General features: G+C 37.3%; 17 protein-coding genes and 1 pseudogene. All 18 read right to left on the bottom strand.

Annotated elements, in window-relative coordinates:
* Positions 1-56: 56 nt before the first annotated feature.
* On the bottom strand, positions 57-410 hold the full coding sequence (locus MHH45_RS22255; protein ID WP_016116364.1) for a diacylglycerol kinase family protein: 354 nt from the start codon (positions 408-410) through the stop codon (positions 57-59).
* Positions 407-877: an rRNA maturation RNase YbeY gene (gene ybeY, locus MHH45_RS22250; protein ID WP_016116365.1), complete on the bottom strand. Its 471-nt coding sequence runs from the start codon at positions 875-877 to the stop codon at positions 407-409. The genes MHH45_RS22255 and ybeY overlap by 4 nt, the downstream gene beginning before the upstream one ends.
* A complete protein-coding gene (locus MHH45_RS22245) occupies positions 874-3,018 on the bottom strand; it encodes an HD family phosphohydrolase (RefSeq protein WP_088093677.1) in 2,145 nt (714 codons plus the stop codon). Before MHH45_RS22245 ends, ybeY begins: the two co-directional genes overlap by 4 nt.
* A 244-nt stretch (positions 3,019-3,262) precedes the next feature.
* Positions 3,263-4,222, bottom strand: a complete 960-nt coding sequence (locus MHH45_RS22240) for a PhoH family protein (protein WP_003208528.1) — start codon at positions 4,220-4,222, stop codon at positions 3,263-3,265.
* 3 nt (positions 4,223-4,225) lie between these two features.
* Positions 4,226-5,425, bottom strand: coding sequence for a sporulation protein YqfD (yqfD, locus tag MHH45_RS22235; RefSeq protein ID WP_016116367.1), 1,200 nt, complete (start codon positions 5,423-5,425; stop codon positions 4,226-4,228).
* 133 nt (positions 5,426-5,558) lie between these two features.
* A complete protein-coding gene (yqfC, locus tag MHH45_RS22230) occupies positions 5,559-5,855 on the bottom strand; it encodes a sporulation protein YqfC (protein WP_003200641.1) in 297 nt (98 codons plus the stop codon).
* A gap of 107 nt (positions 5,856-5,962) precedes the next feature.
* Positions 5,963-6,406, bottom strand: coding sequence for a GatB/YqeY domain-containing protein (locus MHH45_RS22225; RefSeq protein WP_016116368.1), 444 nt, complete (start codon positions 6,404-6,406; stop codon positions 5,963-5,965).
* 15 nt (positions 6,407-6,421) lie between these two features.
* Positions 6,422-6,595 carry a 30S ribosomal protein S21 gene (gene rpsU / locus MHH45_RS22220; RefSeq protein ID WP_000048061.1) on the bottom strand — a complete coding sequence of 58 codons (174 nt, stop codon included), beginning with the start codon at positions 6,593-6,595 and terminating at the stop codon, positions 6,422-6,424.
* Between the two features lie 319 nt (positions 6,596-6,914).
* Positions 6,915-7,580: a deoxyribose-phosphate aldolase gene (deoC, locus tag MHH45_RS22215; protein WP_016116369.1), complete on the bottom strand. Its 666-nt coding sequence runs from the start codon at positions 7,578-7,580 to the stop codon at positions 6,915-6,917.
* Positions 7,581-7,724: 144 nt separating this feature from the next.
* Entirely contained in the window at positions 7,725-9,077 is a 1,353-nt protein-coding gene (gene mtaB / locus MHH45_RS22210) for a tRNA (N(6)-L-threonylcarbamoyladenosine(37)-C(2))-methylthiotransferase MtaB (RefSeq protein ID WP_003200635.1), read from the bottom strand.
* A gap of 6 nt (positions 9,078-9,083) precedes the next feature.
* A complete protein-coding gene (locus MHH45_RS22205) occupies positions 9,084-9,833 on the bottom strand; it encodes a 16S rRNA (uracil(1498)-N(3))-methyltransferase (RefSeq protein WP_088093671.1) in 750 nt (249 codons plus the stop codon).
* Positions 9,834-9,979: 146 nt separating this feature from the next.
* A complete protein-coding gene (prmA, locus tag MHH45_RS22200; protein WP_016132050.1) occupies positions 9,980-10,918 on the bottom strand; it encodes a 50S ribosomal protein L11 methyltransferase in 939 nt (312 codons plus the stop codon).
* Between the two features lie 28 nt (positions 10,919-10,946).
* Positions 10,947-12,059, bottom strand: coding sequence for a chaperone protein DnaJ (gene dnaJ, locus MHH45_RS22195; protein ID WP_016116373.1), 1,113 nt, complete (start codon positions 12,057-12,059; stop codon positions 10,947-10,949).
* 224 nt (positions 12,060-12,283) lie between these two features.
* A complete protein-coding gene (gene dnaK, locus MHH45_RS22190; protein ID WP_016116374.1) occupies positions 12,284-14,119 on the bottom strand; it encodes a chaperone protein DnaK in 1,836 nt (611 codons plus the stop codon).
* Positions 14,120-14,145: 26 nt separating this feature from the next.
* On the bottom strand, positions 14,146-14,715 hold the full coding sequence (gene grpE / locus MHH45_RS22185; protein ID WP_016116375.1) for a nucleotide exchange factor GrpE: 570 nt from the start codon (positions 14,713-14,715) through the stop codon (positions 14,146-14,148).
* A 110-nt stretch (positions 14,716-14,825) separates the two neighbouring features.
* On the bottom strand, positions 14,826-15,857 hold the full coding sequence (gene hrcA, locus MHH45_RS22180; RefSeq protein WP_016116376.1) for a heat-inducible transcriptional repressor HrcA: 1,032 nt from the start codon (positions 15,855-15,857) through the stop codon (positions 14,826-14,828).
* 133 nt (positions 15,858-15,990) lie between these two features.
* Positions 15,991-17,127: a radical SAM family heme chaperone HemW gene (gene hemW, locus MHH45_RS22175; RefSeq protein WP_016133260.1), complete on the bottom strand. Its 1,137-nt coding sequence runs from the start codon at positions 17,125-17,127 to the stop codon at positions 15,991-15,993.
* Positions 17,128-17,181: 54 nt separating this feature from the next.
* Positions 17,182-17,556, bottom strand: a pseudogene (locus tag MHH45_RS22170) (winged helix-turn-helix transcriptional regulator).
* Between the last annotated feature and the right edge of the window lie 78 nt (positions 17,557-17,634).

The following is a 17,634-nucleotide window of genomic DNA, read 5'->3' as shown; positions in this document are numbered from 1 at the left end:
TTTCATTAACGGCGTTCTTAACGCTACCAAAGCATAACAAAAGCTTTGGAATGCAACTATACCATATAAGGTAAAAAGATAATAGCACCAATTATAACAGCTATAACAGTAAATAATAGCACTGCACCAGCAGCAACATCCTTTGCAATTTTCGCAAATGGTTTAAAATCCGCTGTGACTAAATCAACTGTTTTTTCAACTGCCGTATTGACCATTTCCAAACCCATGACAATTCCAATTGTAATGAGTAATATGAGCCATTCCGTTCTCGTTACACGGAAATAAAAGCCGCAGCATATAACAATAACTGCGGCCCAAAAATGAATTTTCATATTTCGTTCGTGACGAAGACAAAAGTATATACCAGCTATAGCATATCCAAAACTATTTATAAGTTTTCCTTTTTTCATCTACCTAATCCGAACGCCTCTAAAATTTCTTTTTGCTTTCCAAACATTTCTTTTTCGTCTTCATCTGTCATATGATCATAACCAAGTAAATGCAAGAATCCATGCAAAGCTAAAAATCCTAATTCACGATCAAAGGAATGCCCATATTCTTCAGCCTGTTCTTTCGCTCTTGGAATAGAAATAATAAGATCTCCTAGCATACGCGGCATTTCCCCGCCAACGATCTCCATCTCTCCTTCTCCCATATCCTCCATTGCAAAAGAAATAACGTCTGTCGGTTGATCTTTGTCGCGATAATCACGATTAATTTCTTGAATACGTTCATTATCAACAAATGTAACAGAAAGCTCTGTTCCATCTTCTACGTTCTCCATTCGTGCAGCTTGCTCTAGCAAATCGTGAATCATATTCACATATTCTTCTTTCACTTCTTCTGTTTCATCAAAAAAATCTATTAATAAACTCATTCTGTCCCCTTTTCTTCCGGCGGTTCCGGATATTTAATACGAGAATGAAAAATACCATTTAACGTTTCACATAAAGTTTTCCCAACAATTTGTAATTCTTTAAACGTCAAATTACATTCACTAAATTGTCCATCCTGCAAACGATCTTTTATAATACTTTGTACTAAATTGTTTATTTGTTCTGGTGTTGGATGGTTCATAGAACGCACTGCCGCTTCGACACTATCCGCAATCCCAACAATTGCAGACTCTTTTGACGTTGCTTTTGCTCCTGGATAACGGAACATTCCCTCTGTATATTTCTCTTTATCTTCTTTAATTGCTTTGTAGTAAAAATATTTAAGTAACGTCGTTCCATGGTGCTGTCCTGCAATATCAATAATTTCTTGCGGAATATGGTGTTCTTCTAACATTTCCACTCCATTTGTCACATGAGCAATAATAATATCTCTGCTCGTTTCAGGATCTAATTTATCATGTGGGTTTTCAATCCCCATTTGGTTTTCTATAAAGAAATGAGGCTGCACTGTTTTCCCAATATCGTGATAATACGCACCAACACGTGCTAAAACTCCATTTGCCCCAACAGCCTCACAAGCTGCCTCAGAAAGGTTAGCAACCATAACGCTATGATGATATGTTCCCGGTGCTTCTAGTAAAATTTTACGAAGGAGTGGATGATTCGGGCTTGAAAGCTCCATAAGCTTCATACTTGATACAATACCAAGACCACTTTCTAAATACGGTAAAATCCCCATAGCTAAAATGGACGAGATAATACCAGAAGCTGCAGCCATTAATAATTGTGAACCAATTTCAAGCGGTGAAAAATTACCATTGCGTAAGAGTAACAGTGCAGCTAATACAACTACATTTAAAACAGAAACAAGTATACCTGCCTGCAAAATCATCGTACGTTTGTTTTTCTCTCTCAAAAAGATGCTAACAGATAACGAACTTAGTAAAACATAAATACCTACACTATAATTCAGTGTACTCGTTACACCTTCATTAAACATGATACTCCCACATACCGAGAAAATCATACTTGTTATAAAAACAAAACGATCACCAATCATTAATTTTACCAGTATTGTTCCCATCGCGACCGGAACAACATATGCGATACCTGCGTATTCCAGCTTTTGAAACAAACTAATAATTTTCATCAAAACAACTGTAATCGCTACAATTGTTGTATATGCTAAAATATATGGCTTTTCTTCTCTTTTCAATTTTAAAAACGATTCAAATTGTTTATGCATAAAGAATAAGAGCACACCAATAATGATTGCTAATCCCACAAATGGTTGAAATGTATTTCCTTGTTCAAGAAGTCCCACTAATTTCAATTGATCGTATACTTCTCTTGTAATCGTGTCGCCTTCCTTCACAAGAATTTGACCTTGAAGAATATAAACTGGCGCGACTGCGTCTTCTGTTACCTTTTTTCGGTCTTTTGTAGCGGTTGAATCATAGAAATAATTTGCTCCAATTGCATATTTCCCAAGTGCGTTAAGCGCGTCTTTTAAATCGCTATTTACATTAACATTGCGTATTTCATTGACAAATCGCTCTCTCGCATTGTCTTCCTCGTTCATTTTAATATGCTCGCTCATTATATTATTAATCGCTGTTACCACAGCATCTCTTGCCAATGACAATTGATCTGGCTCGGCATTTACAAACTGTAACAGCACAGAATCAGATAAGCTTTTTGTTAAGTCAGTAGGCAATTTCTTTTTTAGCTTTTCTAATTGTTCCGCAGCAGAAACCTTTTTCTGTTCATCAGGACTGGCAGATTTCGTCTCATCCTTCACTTCATTTATCGCTAAAAAGACAGAATTTACAATCTCCACTTTATTCTGCTTGTATTCGCTTCGATATGTATATTGATCTTCAACCTTTTGAGTGGCTTCCCTCTTCTTTTTATCCGTCGTTACTTTATCTTCAATTTTGATAGGAGAGTGGATTGTTTGTTTAGAAATAGATAGCATTTTAACATCTAGTTGTTCTGGTTTTACATTGTTCATAAGTGCAAAAAACAGTACCGCTCCTAATAAAATATAAGAAATCCAGCTTAATTTTTTCGAATGTTGTATATTACGAAACCACCTAGAAATTTCTTGAGATCTTGACATGATTTCAATACCTTCTCCTCTCCAGACATAAAGTGAATCTTTAATCAACGGGAGTTTTTTTATCCCCACTAATGATTAACCCTCACCAATCGGGCTTTTTATAAGCAGGCTTCTAAATTGCACTGCACATTCACAAGTAAATGAATCTACTTGTCCATCCTTTAATGATAGTAAAAAATAGGCTATTCGCCAACCCTTTCATCTATCTCTACCATACAAAAAGAAATGATCCTTACAAATAGGATCATTCCATTTTATCATATGCCTCGATAATCCGCTGCACAAGGGGATGTCTTACAACGTCCGATTGCTCTAATTTAACAAATGAAATCCCTGATACACCTGATAGAACATTCGCAGCAATTGAAAGCCCCGACTTTACCCCCTTCGGTAAATCAACCTGCGACGGATCGCCAGTAACAACCATTTTCGAACTAAAACCTAGGCGAGTTAAAAACATTTTAATTTGAGCACCAGTTGTATTTTGAGCTTCATCTAAAATAACGAAAGAATCATCCAGCGTACGTCCCCTCATATATGCAAGAGGTGCAATTTCAATCGTTCCTCTCTCTAGCATACGCTGTGTATATTCTTGCCCAAGAATATCATGAAGCGCATCGTATAAAGGACGTAAATAAGGGTCTACCTTTTCTTTTAAATCACCTGGTAAAAAACCTAAGCTTTCCCCTGCTTCTACAGCTGGTCTTGTTAAAATAATCTTTTTTACATACCCTTGCTTTAATGCTCGTACAGCCATTACCACAGCTAAATATGTCTTCCCTGTACCAGCAGGCCCTATTCCAAATACAATATCATTCTTCTTCATCGCATGAATGTACTGTCTTTGACCCATTGTTTTCACACGGATGGATTTACCTTTTGCTGTTTTAAAGATCTCCTCTTCATATAGCTCTTCAAAATGAGTTATTTTCCCTTGACGGCCAAGCTGAATTGCATATGCAACATCTCGTTCAGAGATTGATACACCTTTACGAATAACAGCAAGTAATTGCTGTAAAATTTTTTCAACAAGCGCCACGGTTTCATCTGTTCCAGATACACGAACAGATTCACCTCGCGTTACGATAGATACAGCAAGTTCTCGTTCAATTACTTTTAAATGTGCATCATTCACCCCAAATAGAGCAATTGCTTCATTAGGATTTTCCACTTGTTGATTCATTTCTATTAATTGTTCTGCCATTACTCAGTCTCCTTGAATATCGGATTCAGATATCGGTTGTGGCTCTGCAATATTTTCAATCACTGTATAATGTAATGTTACTCTTAGATGATTCGCCTCAACCTCGTTGTGCAAAATCTTATCACTTACAATCATAGCATGTTCATCCAATTTTTTCTTTAGTTCTTTTTCAGCCATTTCTTTCGCTACTCGCATTGCTTGTTTTTCTGTATATTCACGATTCGCTTCTTCCTCTTCACGCACAATTTCCCTTTCATAAGAAATAGGCAATATAAAACCAAACAGTTTCACATCATGTTTGACATTTTCAGTACGAGACCGCTTATACTTATCATGCTGAAATCCCCATATTTTTATTTTAACACTTCCAAGACGAAGATAATGCTCATTATATGAATTTCCTGTATACACTTGAAATGTTGTTTTTAAAGGAACTGTCACTTCAGATTCATACCACGTTTCTCCATATACAATTCCTTTAGCAGAAACAATCGTTGGATTATCCTCTTTTCCAAACATCCCTGATACAAGAAGTTGTCCCTTTTGCACATAATCATTTTTCATTACAACTGGTTTTCCAGTTTCCACAAATGTTTTTGTAATGATCGCCTCTTTTTTGGCAACTAAATTTTGTGGTTTTTGCTCTTTCTCCTTCTCCGGCTCATTTTTTTCAACAATTTTAAAATGATATGTTGTCCCCTTTATCTCTAGGCCAGCCCATGTAATCGCATTAATATTATCTGTCAAATGACGCTGAACATCTTCTACATTCGGCATTTGAAATTGCAGTCTTCCTTTTTTAATGCCCATTTTATCCAATTCTTTTATAAGAATATATTCCGTTTCCGGTTTTGCCCCTGTAATCTCGATTTTCCAGACCATATTTGATAAAGCAATCATACCGAAAAAAAAGATAAGAAAACCGATTAAAAAACCACTATTCTTAAGCAAACGCTTATTCAAAAACGGAAAACCGAAACGTCCAATAAAGTATAGCTTACATTCATTTTTTCGATAGATCGGTCTCAGTCGCTTCACATCACGAAGCAACATACAAAATACTAATGTATCTTCTGCAATCTTCTTTACATCCCATACAACTAAATTTCTGCGCACACATTCATTAATAAAACGCTCCGCTCCTCTACCTTCAATTCGAACTTTCACATACCCAAGCCATCGTGTGAACCATTGATTTTTCATCGTCCGTCCCACTACCTTTCTCAAAAGCACAAATGTTACGCCACTATTTTCGTAGTGCTTTCTTCAGCTTTTAACATTCAAATAGCTCGTACGAAACGAAATAAGAAGAAAAACTTCACTAATGGAAGTTTCATTATAATTTATCTTTCTTCTCATTTTCTAAAAACGTTACTTGTTCAATAATCCCTTCAAGCAAAAGCTCTTCTGGAAGAATTGTTTTAATAACAAACGATTGCCCTTTTATTAATAGTTGACCATGTTTTAATAACAACCGCACCTCTTTATCTGTAAATACTAATAACCCTCGATGATTTTCTATATAAATATGTACTTGCCCGACAAGGGTAATACGAGGTAGATCCATTAGTACATCCACTGGTAGGTCTATTTGCTTCGTTAGCCAATTTTTCATTTGCACTAATTTCTTCATCTCCAAGACCCCCCTCTCATCCCATATGTATGAAAAAAGAGCTTGTAATATCACGTCCAAAAAGAAAAAAGCATAAAAAAACGTCTCATTTCTCATGAGACGCTTTTTTATGCTAATAGCTGTGCAACCAGCTTATTCACTTGTGATCCGTCTGCTTTACCTTTTACTTTCGGCATAACAGCACTCATCACTTTACCCATATCTGCTTTAGAAGCAGCACCAACTTCAGAAATAACTTGCTTAACTACATTCGCTAGCTCTTCTTCTGTTAGTTGTTCAGGTAAATACGTATTTAAAATCTGAATTTCATTTTGCAGTTTATCAACAAGGTCATCACGACCCGCTTTTTTAAATTCAAGGAGGGAGTCCTTATGCTGTTTTACTTCACGAGTTAAAACTGTTAATTCCTCTTCTTCAGTAAGAGTATGTTGCAGTTTAATTCCTTCATTTTGCAAAGCAGCCTTAACCATACGAATAACGGTTAATTTTTCTTTTTGTTTATTCTTCATCGCTTGTTTCATATCATCGTTTAAACGACCGAGAAGACTCATAACTTACACCCTCTCTTAGAATTTACGCTTTCTTGCCGCTTCAGATTTCTTCTTACGTTTTACACTTGGTTTTTCATAAAACTCGCGCTTTCTTGCTTCAGCAAGTGTACCAGTTTTAGAAACCGATCTTTTAAAACGGCGAAGTGCATCCTCCAAAGACTCGTTTTTACGAACGACTGTTTTTGACATTCTCTTTCCCTCCCTCCGAAACATCACACTTACATACTAACTTCAGCATGCAAAAAGAAACACTTCTTCAGCATGTCTTTTACGATTATAATACATTTTGTTACTTCAGGTCAACTATTTGACAGAATAAAAGAAGAGTAGATGCCCTTCTTCTATCTAAATTTGTTCAAATCATGCATTACAGCTAATGTATATTTTATTTTTTGAACAATTCAATCCATCTAGCTATAATAGCTAGATGGATTCGTTTCTTTTACCTTCCATACAAGAAGATAACAAGCTTATCAGAGAGGACTAAACAGTCGGCTCCGCTTTTAAATTAATAATCCGTTGTTGCTGTTTTCCCGCTTACTAGTGCAACACCAGCACTTGTACCAATACGTGTTGCTCCCGCTTCTACCATCGCGTCCATATCTTCTCCGTTACGAACACCACCAGAAGCTTTCACACCGATTTCTGGCCCAACTGTTTTTCTCATTAGTGCTACATCTTCTACTGTCGCCCCGCCTGTTGAGAAGCCAGTCGATGTTTTTACAAAATCTACACCTGCTTTTACAGATAATTCACAAGCACGAACTTTTTCTTCTTCTGTTAATAAGCATGTTTCAATAATGATTTTCACAAGCGCTTTTCCTTTTGCAGCTTCTACAACCGCACGAACGTCGCGCTCTACTAATTCATCATTTTTATCTTTTAATGCACCAATATTAATTACCATATCAACTTCTGTTGCACCTTTTGCAATTGCATCTTGCGTTTCAAACGCTTTTGTTTCTGGTGTATTTGCTCCAAGAGGGAAACCGATTACTGTACAAACTTTTACATCTGTACCTTTTAACAATTCTGCTGCAGTTTCAACCCAAGTAGGATTTACACATACAGACGCGAAGTCATGTTTCTTTGCTTCCTCACATAATGTAACAATCGCTGCTTTTTTTGTATCCGGTTTTAATAATGTGTGGTCAATTAACTTTGCATAGTTCATTTTTTATATGCCCCTTTCTTCACTACACGGTTGTCTGACAACCATAACGGTTAGCATTATAGCATGAAATATTACAACTTCATATCTTAACTTCTCCAGCAAAGAAAAAAGCATGCAAACCCTTTTCGTTTGCATGCTTTTCTCTTACGCACTTGCTGATTCTTTTTTTACATCATCTTCAAGAACACGAACAAATTGCGCTTCGTTATATGGATAACCAGCTTTTGTGATCTTCACTTTTACTAGTTTGCCGATTAATTCTTCAGATCCTTCAAACACAACTTTTAAATAGTTATCTGTATAACCTACATACAATCCTTCACGATCACCGTCTTTGAAAGGCTCTTCTGGAATAATCTCAAGAACTTCACCTTCAAATTGAGATGCGTATTCTTTCGCTAACTGATTCGATAATTCAATTAAACGGTGAACACGATCATTTTTTACTTCTTCAGGAATTTGGTCATCCATACGAGCCGCAGGTGTTCCTGTACGTTTTGAATAAGGGAACACGTGCAATTCAGAGAAACGGTTTTCTTTAATGAAATTGTATGTTTCCATAAATTCTTCTTCCGTTTCACCAGGGAAACCAACAATTACATCGGATGTAATCGCAAGGCCTGGTAACGCTTCTTTCAAGCGATCTAAACGCTCTTGGAAAAATTCCATCGTATACTTACGGCGCATACGTTTTAGTACAGTGTTAGAACCTGATTGTAGTGGAATGTGCAAATGACGGACAACTACTTCAGATTTATCTAATACTTCAATTACTTCATCTGAAATTTGACTCGCTTCAATTGAAGAAATACGAAGACGTTTCAAGCCATTTACCTCTGCTTCCATATCGCGAAGCAATCCAGCTAAATTGTAGTTTTTCATGTCTTCCCCATATCCACCTGTGTGAATACCAGTTAAGACGATTTCTTTATAACCTGCATCCACTAATTGCTGCGCTTGGTGAATAACTTCTTTTCCATCACGAGAACGCATTAAACCACGTGCCCAAGGAATAATACAGAACGTACAGAAATTATTACAACCTTCTTGTATTTTTAAAGATGCACGTGTACGGTCAGTGAAATACGGTACATCAAGCTCTTCATATACACGTGTTTTCATAATGTTACGGACAGCATTGATTGGTTGACGTTCTTTACGAAACTCTTCAATATACCCTAGCATTTTCTCACGATCTTGCGTACCAACAACGATATCTACGCCTGGAATCGCCATAATTTCCGCTGGAGATGTTTGTGCGTAACATCCTGTTACACAAATAACAGCGTCTGGATTTTGACGTACAGCACGTCGAATAACTTGACGGCTTTTTTTGTCTCCAGTATTTGTTACTGTACATGTATTGATTACATACACATCAGCTTTCTTTTCATATTCAGTTCTTTCATAACCACCTTGTTTAAACAATTGCCAAATTGCTTCTGTTTCATAGTGGTTTACTTTACAACCTAACGTGTGAAACGCAACAGTTGCCATTGATCATCACCCCATCAATTCAAAATGATAAGAAGCGGCACTTAACGCGTAAAGCGGCGCCGTTTCTGTTCGTAAAATCCTCGGCCCTAAACTACATGGTATAAATTTATGTTCACGAAGCGCAGAAATTTCTTCCTCAGATAAACCACCTTCGGGGCCAAATACAATCAACAGTTTTTGACCACGTTTAAGTGCCGTTAAAGCCTTCGCAAAATTAGCTTTTTCGCCTTGCTTTGCTTCCTCTTCATACGCAACAAGACAAACATCATAATCACTGCTCATCGCAAGCAATTGTTTAAATGATGCCGGAGCATGTACAGCTGGAATTTCACTTCTATGCGATTGCTCTGCAGCTTCTTTCACAATTTTTTTCAAGCGCTCAACTTTTTTATCTGCTTTTTTTGCATCCCATTTTACAATAGAACGAGATGCTTGAAATGGTAAAAATGCGGCCGCCCCAAGCTCAGTTCCTTTTTGAAAAATTAACTCTAGCTTATCTCCTTTTGGCAGTCCACTTGCAATCGTCACGAACACTGGCAGTTCACTTGACGCCTCTACCCATTCTACAATAGCACTATCCACAAATTCACTGGTAATTTCAGCAATTGTACACATTGCTGTTTTACCTTTTACACAGCAATAAATGTGATCACCAGCTGACATGCGCATCACTCTTACGATATGATGTACATCATCACCTACAATACGAATACTTGCATCATTTACATACTTCTCTTCTACAAAATAACGTTGCATCTCATCACCTTAGTAAAGTTTCGTTCCTTTCGTAAGTCCTCCCTTACGAAAAGAACGAAACGTTATCATTTTAATATAACAAACGGCAAGTCTCTCACTTCATATAGCGAGAGACTCTTTCGTTCATTATTAACATAAATTATATATTACGCATTTCGTGCAATGATTGCTACCCAATCTTCCATTCTTAACACTTCTTCAATTGTAAATCCAGCTTTTTCTAACGCCTCAGAGATTACTTTTTCTTTTGCTGCAATAATACCAGATGTAATAAATAGTCCACCCTGTTTTACAACTCTCGCTGCGTCTTCAGGGAATAGAAGAATAATTTCTGCAAGTAAATTTGCTACAATCAAATCTACTGGTCCTTCAATACCTTCTAATAAACTATTTTGTCCGACAGATACGATACCGTCCGTTTTATTTAAACGAACATTCATCTCCGCACTTTCAACTGCAACTGGATCTAAATCATACGCTTGAACAGATGCTGCACCTAATTTTGCTGCAGCAATACTTAATACACCAGAACCTGTTCCAACATCAATTACGGTATTACCTGGCTGCACTGTTTTCTCTAACGCACGAATACACATCGTTGTTGTTGGATGTGTCCCTGTACCAAATGCCATCCCTGGATCTAATTCAATAATTTTTTCATCTGGAGAAGAAGGTGTATATTCTTCCCAAGTTGGCACAATTGTGAATGTATCAGAAATTTGAACTGGATGGTAATATTTTTTCCAAGCAGTAGCCCAGTCTTCCTCATCGACTTCATTAATCGTAATATTTCCTGTACCAATTTCGATGTCGAAAGATGGAAGTACATCAATAGATGATTTTACACTCGCAACTGTTTCATGTAAAGAATCCGTTTGTGGGAAATATGCTTTTATTAACACACCATCTTCTGGATATTCAGATGGATTGAGCGCATAAATTTCACCATACTGTTGCTCACGCTCTTTTGTTAACTCTGCCGGGTCTTCAATCGCTACACCGCTAGCACCTGCTTCGTGTAAAATATGAGAAACAGCTTCTACTGCTTCCTCTGTTGTATGAATACTAATTTCTGACCATTTCACAATTTACCAACTCCATTTTTTATTTCCATTATTCCCCTTTAAAAGCTCGTTTAAGCTTTCCAAATAGGCTATCATCCTGATCTTCTTGTCCTGCAAATTCACGCAATAATTCTTTTTGATGTGATGTTAATTTCGTTGGTACAACAACACGAACAACTACATATTGATCACCTTGGCCATATCCACGTACATTTGGAGCGCCTTTTCCTTTTAGGCGGAATTCCGTTCCTGTTTGCGTTCCTGCTGGAATTTTCAATTTCACTTTTCCATGAACAGTTGGAACTTCCACTTCAGCACCAAGCGCTACTTGTGTGAATGTTAATGGCATTTCACAAATAATATGATCGCCATCACGCTCAAAGAACTCATGGTCTCTTACATGAACAACAACATATAAATCACCAGCCGGCCCACCGTTTACACCCGCTTCACCTTTACCAGACACACGGATTTGTTGACCATTATCAATACCCGCTGGAATTTTAACGTTAATTTTTTTACGTTTACGTACTTTTCCAGAGCCATGACATGTTGTACATTTCTCTTTAATCATTTGGCCTGTTCCTGAACAATGTTTACACGCTTGACGATTTACAATACGACCAAATGGTGTATTTTGTTCTACGCTCACTTGACCTGTTCCTGAACAGTGTTTACATGTTTCTTTTGAAGTTCCTGGTTTCGCCCCATTGCCATGACATGTGTCACATGGGTCTTCAACTGGAATTTCAACATTTAATTCCTTACCAAAAATCGCTTCTTCAAAGCTTAAAGTAACTTGATATTGCAAGTCAGCGCCTTGACGCGGTGCATTTGGATCACGGCGTCTGCCGCCACCTCCGCCAAAGAATGAGCTGAAAATGTCTTCAAATCCGAATCCACCACCAAAGTCTCCACCGCCGAAGCCGCCAAAACCTTGATTTGGATCAGCATGACCAAATTGATCGTACTGCGCACGTTTCTGATCGTCACTTAAAACTTCATATGCTTCTTGTACTTCTTTAAACTTTTCAATTGCATTTTCTTCTTTGCTTACGTCTGGATGATATTTTTTAGCCAAACGACGGTATGCTTTTTTGATTTCATCTTTTGAAGCGCCCTTGCTAAGGCCGAGCACCTCATAATAATCTCTTTTATTCATAAATTTGTAACCCCCGAATCTTTCACATAAACGTAATTTTAACACCGAAAGAAAGTGCTTTGCAACAAAGTTTCCTCACTTACAGTATGCAAAAAGAAAAACTTAAGACTCCCATATGAAAGAGCTAACCTGCCCGAAGCACTTTCTTCATTCATGAAAAAAGCCAAAGCCAAGGCACGCTTGACTTTGACTTTTTGTCATCTTACTTATGTTTTTTTACTTTATTACTTATCTTCTTTTACTTCTTCAAACTCAGCGTCAACTACGTTGTCATTTTTTGCACTAGCGTTACCTTGTGTACCTTCTGCTTGCTGAGCACCAGCAGCTGCTTGAGCTTGTTCATATAATTTTACAGTAAGTTGTTGTACGATTTCTTGAAGTGCATCTTTTTTCGCACGAATTTCATCAAGATCATTTTTCTCGATTGACGCTTGTAATGCTTCTTTTGCTTCTGTTGCTTTCGCTACCTCAGCTGCATCTACTTTACCTTCTAAATCTTTTACAACTTTATCTGTTTGGAATACAAGTTGGTCAGCTTCATTACGAAGTTCAACTTCTTCCTTACGCTTTTGGTCAGCATCAGCATTTGTTTCAGCTTCTTTTACCATACGATCTACTTCTTCATCAGAAAGACCTGAAGAAGATTGGATTGTAATTGTTTGTTCTTTACTTGTCCCTAAGTCTTTCGCACGTACATTTACGATACCGTTCGCATCAATATCGAATGTTACTTCGATTTGCGGAATACCACGTGGTGCTGGTGGGATATCTGTTAATTGGAAGCGACCTAGTGTTTTGTTGTCAGCTGACATTGGACGCTCACCTTGCAATACGTGAATGTCTACTGCAGGCTGGTTATCAGCAGCAGTTGAGAACACTTGTGACTTACTTGTTGGAATTGTTGTGTTACGCTCGATTAACTTCGTGAATACGCCACCCATAGTTTCAATACCTAAAGAAAGTGGAGTTACGTCTAATAATAGAACGCCTTTTACATCACCAGTAAGTACACCGCCCTGAACTGCAGCACCTAATGCTACAACTTCATCAGGGTTAACGCCTTTATATGGTTCTTTACCAGTTTCACGTTTAATCGCTTCTTGTACAGCTGGAATACGAGTAGAACCACCAACAAGAATAACTTTATCTAATTCACTTGGAGAAAGACCAGCATCTTTTAATGCACGACGAGTTGGCTCTAATGTTCTTTCAACAAGGTTAGCTGAAAGTTCTTCGAATTTCGCTCTTGTTAAGTTTAATTCTAAGTGTAATGGACCAGCAGCCCCAGCACTAATAAATGGTAATGAAATTTGTGTTTGTGTTACACCTGAAAGATCTTTTTTCGCTTTTTCAGCTGCATCTTTCAAACGTTGAAGTGCCATTTTATCTTGGCTTAAATCAATGTTATTTTCTTTTTTGAATTCAGCTACTAAATGATCGATGATAACTTGGTCAAAGTCGTCACCACCAAGACGGTTGTCACCCGCAGTTGAAATAACTTCAAATGTTCCATCTGCTAACTCAAGAATAGATACGTCGAATGTACCGCCACCTAAGTCATATACTAGAACTTTTTGTTCTTCGTCTTGTTTTTCTAAACCGTAAGCAAGCGCAGCTGCTGTTGGTTCATTAATAATACGTTCTACTTCTAAACCAGCAATACGGCCAGCGTCTTTTGTTGCTTGGCGTTCTGCATCGTTGAAGTATGCTGGTACTGTGATAACAGCTTTCGTTACTGTTTCACCTAAGTACGCTTCAGCAGAAGCTTTTAAGTTTTGTAAAATGATTGCAGAAATTTCTTGAGGTGTGTAGTTTTTACCTTCAACTTCTACTTTGTAGTCTGTACCCATATGACGTTTAACAGACATGATTGTATTTGGGTTTGTAATCGCTTGACGCTTCGCTACTTCCCCAACTTGACGCTCTTCATTTTTGAAAGCTACAACAGAAGGTGTTGTACGGTTCCCTTCTGGATTTGGAATAACCTTTGGTTCTCCACCTTCCATAACAGCTACACAAGAGTTTGTTGTACCTAAGTCAATACCGATAATTTTACTCATGGCGAAACCTCCTACATTTATGTAAATTATTGATTTACTTTTACCATTGATGGGCGAATCACACGGTCTTTCAGTTTATAACCTTTTTGGAATTCTTCCACAACCGCGTTTGATTCAAACTCGCTGTCTTCTACTTGCATAACAGCTTGATGTTCATGCGGATCAAACTGTTTACCAACAGCTTCAATCGCTTCAACACCTTCTTTAGTCAGCGCTTCTAGCAATTGACGATATACCATTTCCATCCCTTGTAATAAGGACTTCATCTGCTCGTCGCTTGCTTCCACTTGCATCGCTCTTTCAAAGTTATCAAGAGCTGGCAAAATGTCTGACACAAGACTTTGCGATCTATATTTTTCAGCCGCTTGCTTATCCAGTTGAACGCGGCGCTTATAGTTTTCAAAATCAGCTTGTAGACGTAGTGTGCGACCTTCCGTTTCCGTCAATTTCGCTTGCAATTCATCTACTTTTTCTTGTAAAAGAGCCGCTTCACTTTTTTCTTCTACTACAGTTTCTTCACTGTTTTCTGCTGTAATAGATTCCTCAGTTTGCGTTTCTTTCGCTTCTTCAACTACTTGTTCGTTACGCTCTTCCACAACTTTCACCTCCTTAAAAGGCACCAGAGCTCATGCTTAACATGAGCGTCCAAGCATAGTTTTTATGTTACACACAAGCAATGACAATGTTCATCGCTCGAGCGAATTTATTATTTTGATTTATACAATCCATTTAACCCATCTGTAAATTGTCTTGAAAACAATTGTAACAGACTAATCACGCGAGAATACTGCATTCTCGTTGGACCTAGGATCGCGATTGTTCCAATCTGTTCTTCTCCAATGGAATAAGTTGCAGAAATTAAACTACAATCTTCCATAGCCGTCGAAGAATTTTCTCGACCGATTTTCACTTGAATCCCGACTTGTTTATTACGCAAAATATCGTAAAATTCAGCTTCATTATCAATCATAGTCAGCAAGGAGCGTACCTTTTGAATGTCATGAAACTCCGGCTGCGAAAGCATATTCGCTTTCCCCCCAAAGTATATCTTTTCCGACAAAGGAACTTGAAATGTACCATCTAACATTTTTATTGCACTATCATAGTTGTGGACATACCCACGTAGAACCGTCACAATCTCTTTTAAAATTTTATTATGCAGCTCCGCCATCGGCACACCAGATAGCTTTTCGTTTAAAATATTAACCATTTTTTCTAAATCTGATAAATCAACAGATTCCGGAACGGTAATCGTTTTGCTTTGTACATGACCTGTATCTGTTACAATAATGGCGACTGCTGTTTGAGGATCCAGCGGAATAATTTGTACATTCTTTAATTTATTTGCACTCACTTTCGGTCCAAGAACAATTGCCGTATAATTTGTGAGTTCTGATAAAATTTGAGCGGATTGCTGTGCAATTTTTTCCGCTTCAAAAATTCTTTCAGCAAATAAATCCTTAATCTGTACAACATCCTCATTCGATAAATGTTGTGGTGCTAAAAGATGGTCTACATAAAATCGATACCCTTTTTCTGAAGGAACACGTCCAGAAGAACTGTGTGTCTTTTCGATAAATCCTAGTTCTTCTAAATCAGCCATTTCATTTCGAATCGTAGCTGAACTAAATGTAATTTCATCTTTTTTAGCCAACGTTCTTGACCCAACAGGTTGCGCTGATCCAATAAAGTCATCAATAATTGTTTGTAAAATCAAGAGCTGACGTTCCGTAAGCATCTCATCATCACCTCTGTTAGCACTCTTTGTCTTCGAGTGCTAAATCTATTAATAACTTACCAAAATTGACATTCAATTGTCAACGGAAACGTCACAAAATAGAGAAACTTTTTCATATCTACTGAACATTTAATTAATCAATTAAAAATGACTGAAATACTTCATTCCCTAATAACTTACCTTGTCTCGTCAAACAAACATGGTTACCTTTATCCTGAAGCAATCCATGTTCCTTGTTGGATAATAACTGCTTTGCAAAAATCTCATCCATTTCGACACCAAATTTCTTTTGGAATGTAAGCTTAGAAACACCCTTTGTTTTCCGGAGCCCTAAAAATAGTTCTTCTTCCATTCTTTCTTTTCTTGTTACTTCGTGGACGTCTAAATAAGGGAAGCCTGTCTCATCAATTTTAGAGAAATATTGCTTTAACGGGCCAACATTTTGAATTCGCTCGCCGTTTACATAACTGTGAGCACCAGCTCCAAAACCATAATACTGTTCATTATTCCAGTATGTGAGATTATGTCTACTTTCATAGCCTTCTTTTGAAAAATTACTGATTTCATACTGTTTATAGCCATGCTTTTCCATCTCATCCATTACCATTTCATACATTCTTGCTTCATGCTCTTCCCCTGGAAGTCTTAATTTTCCTTTGTTCATTAAATTATAAAAAACCGTTTTCGGTTCAACAATTAAGGAATATGCAGAAAAATGCTGAACTCCTAACGTAAAAGCAATGTCCAATGTTTCTTTCACATCTTCTATCGTTTGCCCTGGTAATGCATAAATTAAATCCACATTAATATTCGTAAAGCCCACTTCCTGCGCTTCACTAATCGCTACAAATGCATCTTCCCTCGTATGCTTACGTCCAATTTTCTGAAGTAATTCATCTCGAAATGTTTGCACACCAAAGCTAATTCGATTGACACCACCATCTAATAGAAGGTTCAACTTTTCTTTTGGCAAATCTCCAGGATTTGCTTCAAACGTCAATTCACAGTTTGGAGCGAACGGACGTAAACGGCGATTAATAATATCTAACAGCTTTTTTGTCTGCTCCATATTTAATGCCGTTGGTGTCCCGCCCCCAACAAAAATCGTTTTCATATTTTCAAACGGCACCTTTTGAACCGTATTTATAATTTCTTTCTCTAAATACTCTAAATATTGATCAACAGGCTGACGTTCAATAAATACTTTATTAAAATCACAATAGTGACAAATATGCTGACAAAACGGAATATGAATATATGCAGCTTGCATTAAACTAGACTCCTACCTTTCTAAAAAGAAAACCTCCGCACTTCGGAGGCTCCTTTACTTCTGTAACGTGTTACGAATTTGTTCCATTCGCATTTTCCCCCAATCATACATCATTTCGACGATTGGTAAAAGCGTCATACCTAAATCAGTCATAAAGTACTCTATCCGCGGAGGTACTTCTGGATATACTGTCCGATCAATGATTTCATCTTCCATTAATTCTTTTAATTGATTAGATAAAACCTTATGAGAAATGTTTGGGCATAGTCGTTGTAACTCACTAAAGCGATGCGACCCTTCTACACCTAGATGCCACAAGATTACAACTTTTCACTTTCCGCTAATAATAGAAAGCGTCAATTCTTTTTCACAATTAAAATCACCGTTTTGTATTTTTTCTTGAATATCTTTTCGAATATTTTCAGACATCAATAGTCTCCTAACTCTATATCCACTATTGTTTCTTACAATAAAAAGCATCCTCACCATTGTAAAGGAGAGATGAAA

The organism is Bacillus sp. FSL K6-0042 (assembly GCF_038006685.1).
Classification (GTDB): domain Bacteria; phylum Bacillota; class Bacilli; order Bacillales; family Bacillaceae_G; genus Bacillus_A; species Bacillus_A pseudomycoides.
This window is presented reverse-complemented; position numbering and strand designations above follow the sequence as displayed.

Bases quoted from the DNA above. Each gene is read 5' to 3' on its own strand.
- MHH45_RS22245 (WP_088093677.1), bottom strand. From the start codon at position 3,018: ATGTCAAGATCTCAAGAAATTTCTAGGTGGTTTCGTAATATACAACAT.
- hrcA (WP_016116376.1), bottom strand. From the start codon at position 15,857: ATGCTTACGGAACGTCAGCTCTTGATTTTACAAACAATTATTGATGAC.
- ybeY (WP_016116365.1), bottom strand. From the start codon at position 877: ATGAGTTTATTAATAGATTTTTTTGATGAAACAGAAGAAGTGAAAGAA.
- yqfC (WP_003200641.1), bottom strand. From the start codon at position 5,855: ATGAAGAAATTAGTGCAAATGAAAAATTGGCTAACGAAGCAAATAGAC.
- MHH45_RS22205 (WP_088093671.1), bottom strand. From the start codon at position 9,833: ATGCAACGTTATTTTGTAGAAGAGAAGTATGTAAATGATGCAAGTATT.
- MHH45_RS22225 (WP_016116368.1), bottom strand. From the start codon at position 6,406: ATGAGTCTTCTCGGTCGTTTAAACGATGATATGAAACAAGCGATGAAG.
- dnaK (WP_016116374.1), bottom strand. From the start codon at position 14,119: ATGAGTAAAATTATCGGTATTGACTTAGGTACAACAAACTCTTGTGTA.
- hemW (WP_016133260.1), bottom strand. From the start codon at position 17,127: ATGCAAGCTGCATATATTCATATTCCGTTTTGTCAGCATATTTGTCAC.
- dnaJ (WP_016116373.1), bottom strand. From the start codon at position 12,059: ATGAATAAAAGAGATTATTATGAGGTGCTCGGCCTTAGCAAGGGCGCT.
- deoC (WP_016116369.1), bottom strand. From the start codon at position 7,580: ATGAACTATGCAAAGTTAATTGACCACACATTATTAAAACCGGATACA.
- mtaB (WP_003200635.1), bottom strand. From the start codon at position 9,077: ATGGCAACTGTTGCGTTTCACACGTTAGGTTGTAAAGTAAACCACTAT.
- yqfD (WP_016116367.1), bottom strand. From the start codon at position 5,425: ATGAAAAATCAATGGTTCACACGATGGCTTGGGTATGTGAAAGTTCGA.
- MHH45_RS22240 (WP_003208528.1), bottom strand. From the start codon at position 4,222: ATGGCAGAACAATTAATAGAAATGAATCAACAAGTGGAAAATCCTAAT.
- MHH45_RS22255 (WP_016116364.1), bottom strand. From the start codon at position 410: ATGAAAAAAGGAAAACTTATAAATAGTTTTGGATATGCTATAGCTGGT.
- rpsU (WP_000048061.1), bottom strand. From the start codon at position 6,595: ATGTCAAAAACAGTCGTTCGTAAAAACGAGTCTTTGGAGGATGCACTT.